Here is a 6,729-nt window from a genome sequence, read left to right as displayed (position 1 = left end):
TTGATGCTGTATGTCTTAACGTTTTGCATGTTCAGTTTTCAATGTTCATTGTGTCAGCCAAACTTGTTTACCTCTTGGCGACTTCTACAATATTACTCTCGTTTATATTATAAGTCAACACTTTTTAAAAACTTTTTTAAAAAGAATTTAGTAAAGCGTTATTACCTCCTCAAAGTTAGCATTAACAAAGGGTTTTCTAGATTTGTAATAAGTGTATCCAATACATTTTAAAATACTTTCCTTCTATAAATATATTAGACTATCACTTACCGTTTGCGAATATTTGTTTATCCAGCCCGCGCCTTCTCCAATCTATCTAGACAACTTATTAAATAGACATATCGCTTTTCTCTAATAAAAGAAGCAACTGAAAAGTAACAACATTACTTTTCGCTGCTTTAATCTTTTTCTATTAAAGAGCCTGCAATATATAATACAGACGCATTAAATATCATGAAGAAGTTCCAACGATTCGATTACACTAGCGAGGAAGTCCTCTATTTCACTCATGTTATCCTCATTGATTTTTTGCTGGAAGCTTAGCAAAGTTGTATTTACGTAGTTTTGCTCCAAGTGTCCGTATTCAAAGCTCACATGCTGCTTGATCGTTATGTCACCTTCCCATATTTGCTTTAGGGCTAACTCAATACTCCTACACTCTGTAGGCACATCCATTACATCTTTTTGAAATTTCAACTGAAGTGTACAGCCAGGATTCTTTCCCGGAGTCTCCAAGATTTCTGATGCGAGCTCCTCCAAGGAAGCTTCTATAATAATCTCAGCTGAGACTGCGGGTTTATCGAATAGGACAAACTCAATAGAGAAATCTCTTTTTATAATAGAGAAGTCCATCCGGTCTGTTCGGTTGATTATATTAATTTTACGTTCTATGTTGTCTAGATCATATACATGATTCTCAAATGCAACCTTTAAGTTTTCGAAGACGGTCGGGTCATACATATGATTTCCTCCTTGGTTATGCAGGTATAGGCAATAGTGTCATGATAGCAAAGAAAACTAAAATAGCAGCTGCGAGAACAAATACATGCCATACTGCGTGATGATATGGAAAGCCTCTCCACACGTAAAAGACTGCTCCTCCGGTATATAGCAAGCCACCAAGTGCTAGTAAAATAAGGCCCTCTGTGGACATATTCGTGATTAGGGGCTTCCAAGCAAAAACAATTAGCCAGCCCATCACTACATATAGAATCGTGGAGGTATGTAAAAAACGTTTAACAAAATAAGCTTTGAACACAGTACCTGCTATCGCTAGCCCCCACATGATACCAAACAACGTCCAACCAAGCGGCCCTTTTACTACTATAAATAGAAGTGGTGTGTAGGAGCCTGCTATCAGATAATAAATAGAAGAGTGGTCCATGATTTCAAAAAAGTCTTTAGCTCTCCCTGCCGGAAAAGCATGTACGAGGGTCGACGACGTAAACAATAGCACCATGGATGCTCCAAACAGTGTGAAGCTCACCACATGCCATGCATCCCCATACTTGACGGATGAAACAATTAAAATAACAAGTGCCGCTATACTTAAGAGCGTACCAACACCGTGTATGATTGCATTTGCCAACTCTTCTCGTTTAGAAAAAATATGTGTATTACTCAATATCTTTCATCTCCATTAAATCATTTATTCCATTTTATCCTACCACTTTTCATTAATAAAAGCAGACACTCGTTAAATTTGAGTTGATATAATAAGGTAAGAGTAGAGTTTCTGTTATCATCTGACAAACTAGTATAAAAAGGAGCAATCATTATGTGTCTTGTTAATTTTCAATTTCAAGTGCATCCTAACTATCCCCTCATAGTTGTTGCCAATCGCGATGAATTTTATGAGCGACCAACTGAGTCGGCTCATTTTTGGGAAGACCATCCAACTATACTGGCAGGACGTGATTTACTGCAAATGGGTACATGGCTTGGAGTTTCTAAAGCTGGTCGCTTTGCTGCATTGACAAACTTTCGTGATCCACAGCTTAAGCCTGGTCACCTTTCACGCGGAGATATTGTTCGAGACTTTTTAATCGGACAACAAGAACCACTAGACTTTATCGAGGAATTGAAGAAAAGTAGAGACAGCTATGGCGGTTATAATATTGTCATTGGGGATAGCCATCAATTGTTCCACTATAACAACATCCTGGATAAAATGAATGAAGTTTCACCTGGTACACATAGCTTAAGCAATCATACCTTGAATACACCTTGGCCTAAGGTAGAAAAAGGAAAGCAGAGTTTAGCTGAACATCTTCTATTAGATAACATAGAAGTAGGACCTCTATTTGATTTGTTAACAGACGAGAGTGTAGCACAGGATTCTGAGCTTCCTGATACTGGTGTGGGAATAGAGCTTGAACGCAGCCTATCTCCTCTTTTTATCAAAATGACAAACTACGGTACACGCTCCTCGACTGTTTTGCTAATGGACGAAAACCAAAACATTACTTTTGCAGAACGCACCTATTATAAAGGTAAAATGCATTCTGAGAAATTTTTTGAAATATAAAAGAGCTGGGATATAACTAGTCAATAAATTAAAAGACGTGAAATCAAGTTGCTGATTTCACGTCTTTACTTTAGTGGTAACCGATTTTAATAAAAAACTCTCTATTATTGTTGTTGAAGAGAGCGGCGACTCCTGGGGGAAAGCACGAGCTGAAAGCCCCGGACTGAGCGCAGCGAGGGAATTTCAAGGAGGGAAAACTAAGAACGTCACATCGTGTGACAACGTTTTCCTGACCAACATCCTGTTGGCCTAAGCCGTGCCCCCGGAAAGCGTCCGCTGTAACGGAAAACAACTACGCTCTATTTTGAGGGAACTTTTGTCCTGATCTCTTTCTCTAACTTATTTACCACAGCACTTTTTATACTTTTTACCACTGCCACAAGGACAAGGGTCATTTCGGCCAACCTTTGTATCAGTTTTTGGAGTCTCTGATTTAGTTGAGACTGTTTTTAGATCTGGCTGCTCCATCAATGTGATCTCGTGAGGCGTATGTCCTCTATTGATCCAAAGGCGAGTTGTTACAGATACGAAGGCAATTGCCTGTACATACTTATTAAAAAGTTCTTGATCTTGTATTTGATGACGCACCGCAAATTGCTGGGCAACCATATTAATACTGCTGCCAACTGTTTGCATCTCACGGATTAGTTGATCCATGTTTTCTTTAATCATTAAGGAGCTGCCACCAAAGAAATCCTTTTGCATCATGGAAGCAAGCTTTTCTTGATAGATTGTTGCTTCATAATAGTTCGCATCCGCATAGCGCAGAAGCTCTTCCTTTGCCGGGATATAATAAGGCTTCCCGTTCGCATTATCCTTTATGATTTTATAGTCATTGGGACGTATCGTTGTATGTATGAATTCATCTTTTTCCACACGTACAGATTGATTTTGTAGCGATTCCAAAGAATTATCTACAAATGACAATAATTCATTTCTCGTCAATGCTTTATTGTTTTGTGCATTATAAATCTCTAGAAATTTAGGGAAAACAATGACCCCGTAAAGGTTGGTACAAGCAACTACATATTTTAATACCGTTTCCTTATCTTCTATCTCACCTTGTGGGCTGGATTTCACACCTCGATACTTATCCGAAAGAACAAGATAGTTATCATGGTCGATTTTGTCCCATTCTGTTTTTTTGTATTTCACAAATTTTAACAAGTCATTTGTTCTGTCTATATCAAATGGTTTATACCCCTGTTGCTCTGCCCATCCAAACATATGTAAGTAATCAGGATGATTTGGATTATCCATAATTTTTTTAAACTCTTCAAACCCTGGGGGACCACCGACATCTTCGGGTGGGGCAGTTCCTTCTCCCTCTAATATAGTAGGAAAACCAAAATAGTAATCCTCAACTGTCTCTTCTAACTCTACACGTATACGCCAATCGTCTCCGAAGTCGTAGTTATAAATGAGGTAACCCATTTCCTGAAGATACGAGTCAATCTTGATACGGGTTGGCTGTTTAACCTCTCTACCCTCGTACTTCTTTCCTTTATACTCATGTAAGATCGTTTCATTATTCGTAATGTATTTATCGTTTGTTGCTATTCCAAAGGAATGATAAGCTTCCATCGTGCTTCGGAAATTTGTCACGTATTGAATGGTCTCATGAAGTCTATTAAATGTCGCATCTGCCGGCAGAATAACCCGTCTCCACACCTTCGGATCTACGTGCTCAAATGATAATTTTAAAATATAAGCTTTCAAATAAATTCACCTTCCTCCTTTAATCATACGGTATTAAGCGGTTTTCATCGAGTAAAAACTACTTTTGGGAGTAGGCTTATGCAAGAATTCTATTTAATGTATTTTAGCAGGGTCTATTTCTGCTCGAATAGAGAATAACATTAGTAAATATGGCTTGTATTTAAACCACGAAAAGCTAGTCCTCCTGTCAGGCAAGGACTCTACTATGTATTTAGTCCTTTTCATGCTACTGTTCGTTAATAACGGAGCGGATGATATGAAAGGAGCTCCACTCACCCAGAGAAAACCGATTAATAGGATATTTCTTTGGAAAAATAATACTGGTAATCTCTTTTTCACTTTTCCCCTCGGCGTGAAGCTGCAAAATCTGTTGCTGCATCTCTAATAAATAATGTAGCTTTCTCTCTAAGTATCTTCTTCCCTTCTCTAAATACCCTGCATGACAACAATATACGTCCTCAAAATCATAGGTGAGGACCCGTTGAAGAGATTCTATGATGGTTGGAATACTTTCTTCTCGAAGTATAATCTTTGTTCGTTCTTGGCAATAAAGGTCACCTGTAAACAATTGACCCGTTTGTCGATTGAGCAATGCTACATGATCCTTAGCATGACCCGGTGTTGGGATGACATCCCAGGTAGCTGATTTAGAGGTAAATGTTTCGCCTAACGGATTAGCTTTAAAGGGCTGTCTCTTACCCCAAAACAGCTTGCGATAAAGGGGGTAGTCTGCTTTCTTTTGACATTGATCTATGAAATGTTCTTTCATATAGATCCGTTTCCCCAGCTCCTGCATATAAGCAGCACAGCCAGTATGGTCCTCATGATGATGAGTAATCATGACCTTCTCCACCTCTTGCTGCTTCAAAAAAGGCTTGATCTCATTCTCTAGTGACTGTGATCCCGTATCAATGAGGACACCATCTACCACGAAACAATGTACATTTAACCTCACGCCTTGAAAAGACACCTTTCCATTCGCCATTATTACACCACTTTTAGTCGAAACATCGAATTGTTTCTTGAAAAGCATCTCAACCACCCCTATAAACAAAGATTTATTTTAGAAAAGAATACCATAAAATGAATGACTATTCACTCTATTTAAGGTCTTCAAGTGCTGGTATCACTGCGTTACCTTTAAGAAAAGCAGTAGACTTAAGTGCTTCTACTTATTCGGTTAATAAAAGAATTTTAAATAACCTAAGTACATTACTGGACAAATGACATTAAACGTTATATACTAAGTTCAATAGTTAAATTGCTTCAAAAGAAAACATTGAATTCACATATTACAAAAAGTGATCGTGAAATGTTTGTCGATACTTTTTCTAATATGTGAATTTTTTTATCTGTTGAAAGATTTATATTATTTAATTTATTTTATGGAGGTTTTTTACATGACACAAGGTACAGTAAAATGGTTTAACGCAGAAAAAGGTTTTGGATTTATCGAGGTTGAAGGTGGAAGCGACGTATTCGCTCATTTCTCAGCTATCCAAGGTGACGGATTCAAATCTCTTGACGAAGGTCAAAAAGTTGAATTTGATATCGAAGAAGGTAACCGCGGACCACAAGCAGTTAACATCGTAAAACTTTAATTCTTCGGAATTAATTTGATAAAAGCCGTACACTCGAAGCAATTCGAATGTACGGCTTTTTATTGTTGATATTTATTACTTCCTGGTAGCTGCTTAATAGTATTCCATGCTTGAATAGCATCCTGACGTGTCTTCCCTTTATTGTTAGGATCTGCAAAGAAATCTTTCGTGAATTGGTTATATTCAAATTGAGGTGCAATCGCTTTCGAGTAAGCCGGATCTCTCTTACGTTCTTCCTCCTCCATCCAAGCGTTCACTGCATCCCGATATGTATTTCCTATATTGTTTTTAAAATAATTTTGAATATAAGTAGAGAAATGAAAGTTTGGTCCAATGACTTCCTGAAAAAATGCCCTTACTTGTTGGCTACACCGATGTCCTTCTGTTATAACAGTATCCAAAGAAAGTGGTTCTTCTACTTTAGAGATTTTAGATCTTCTGACTGGCTGGAGTATTTCTCCTGAGTGAAGGAATACCTCTATTCGATTAGCAATTTCTCCTTTCGAACCGGCTGGGCTTATAAGGTGCTCTCTACAAAACGCTTGGAGCTCTTCCTTTAACCAATAATACTGTTTAAATTCTTCTATGTTTATATCTTTAGTTAGTTGTGGTCTCATCTCTTTTCCCTCCAGTTAACCGACCTACTAATACCGTAGGATCTATAAAACCCTTTTCCTTCCATTGTAACACTCCAGCAACCATTGTTTATATCCCATACATATTAAACTGTACACGATTATCTCCATATAGCACCCCTCCCCTATTTTTACTTTAAAGGGTGGAGTTAACTCCATGTCACCATGTTTTTTTAAGATAATTTATTTATTAATTTTTTATCAATAACTTCCAATTATCAATAATTTTCCATAATCACACTTCAAA

General features: G+C 37.7%; 7 protein-coding genes. 2 read left to right on the top strand and 5 right to left on the bottom strand.

From position 1 onward, the window contains the following. Window positions 1-444: 444 nt before the first annotated feature. Entirely contained in the window at window positions 445-960 is a 516-nt protein-coding gene (locus Q0371_RS08350; RefSeq protein WP_298470249.1) for a hypothetical protein, read from the bottom strand. Between the two features lie 16 nt (window positions 961-976). Further along, window positions 977-1,624, bottom strand: a complete 648-nt coding sequence (locus Q0371_RS08345; protein WP_298470247.1) for a hemolysin III family protein — start codon at window positions 1,622-1,624, stop codon at window positions 977-979. Between the two features lie 153 nt (window positions 1,625-1,777). Here Q0371_RS08345 and Q0371_RS08340 point away from each other — a divergent pair, with 153 nt between their 5' ends. Next, window positions 1,778-2,527, top strand: a complete 750-nt coding sequence (locus tag Q0371_RS08340; RefSeq protein ID WP_298470245.1) for an NRDE family protein — start codon at window positions 1,778-1,780, stop codon at window positions 2,525-2,527. Window positions 2,528-2,866: 339 nt separating this feature from the next. Here Q0371_RS08340 and Q0371_RS08335 read toward each other — a convergent pair whose 3' ends face one another. Further along, entirely contained in the window at window positions 2,867-4,246 is a 1,380-nt protein-coding gene (locus tag Q0371_RS08335; protein ID WP_298470243.1) for an SEC-C metal-binding domain-containing protein, read from the bottom strand. Window positions 4,247-4,472: 226 nt separating this feature from the next. Next, window positions 4,473-5,279 carry an MBL fold metallo-hydrolase gene (locus tag Q0371_RS08330; protein WP_298470241.1) on the bottom strand — a complete coding sequence of 269 codons (807 nt, stop codon included), beginning with the start codon at window positions 5,277-5,279 and terminating at the stop codon, window positions 4,473-4,475. Window positions 5,280-5,646: 367 nt separating this feature from the next. Between Q0371_RS08330 and Q0371_RS08325 the strand changes: the two genes are divergently transcribed. Next, complete coding sequence (locus tag Q0371_RS08325; protein WP_169361140.1) at window positions 5,647-5,847, top strand: cold-shock protein; 201 nt, start codon at window positions 5,647-5,649, stop codon at window positions 5,845-5,847. Window positions 5,848-5,906: 59 nt separating this feature from the next. Here the strand turns inward: Q0371_RS08325 and Q0371_RS08320 are convergent, their stop codons facing one another. Continuing rightward, complete coding sequence (locus tag Q0371_RS08320; protein ID WP_298470238.1) at window positions 5,907-6,464, bottom strand: DUF6434 domain-containing protein; 558 nt, start codon at window positions 6,462-6,464, stop codon at window positions 5,907-5,909. Window positions 6,465-6,729: the final 265 nt, after the last annotated feature.

Source organism: uncultured Psychrobacillus sp. (assembly GCF_938022135.1).
Taxonomy (GTDB): Bacteria; Bacillota; Bacilli; order Bacillales_A; family Planococcaceae; genus Psychrobacillus.
Note: the sequence above shows the minus strand (reverse complement) of the source record. Positions and strands in the feature narration are given on the sequence as shown.

Excerpts from the sequence above, each read along its gene's own strand:
- Q0371_RS08350 (WP_298470249.1), bottom strand. The coding sequence starts at position 960 with ATGTATGACCCGACCGTCTTCGAAAACTTAAAGGTTGCATTTGAGAAT.
- Q0371_RS08340 (WP_298470245.1), top strand. The coding sequence starts at position 1,778 with ATGTGTCTTGTTAATTTTCAATTTCAAGTGCATCCTAACTATCCCCTC.
- Q0371_RS08330 (WP_298470241.1), bottom strand. The coding sequence starts at position 5,279 with ATGCTTTTCAAGAAACAATTCGATGTTTCGACTAAAAGTGGTGTAATA.
- Q0371_RS08325 (WP_169361140.1), top strand. The coding sequence starts at position 5,647 with ATGACACAAGGTACAGTAAAATGGTTTAACGCAGAAAAAGGTTTTGGA.
- Q0371_RS08320 (WP_298470238.1), bottom strand. The coding sequence starts at position 6,464 with ATGAGACCACAACTAACTAAAGATATAAACATAGAAGAATTTAAACAG.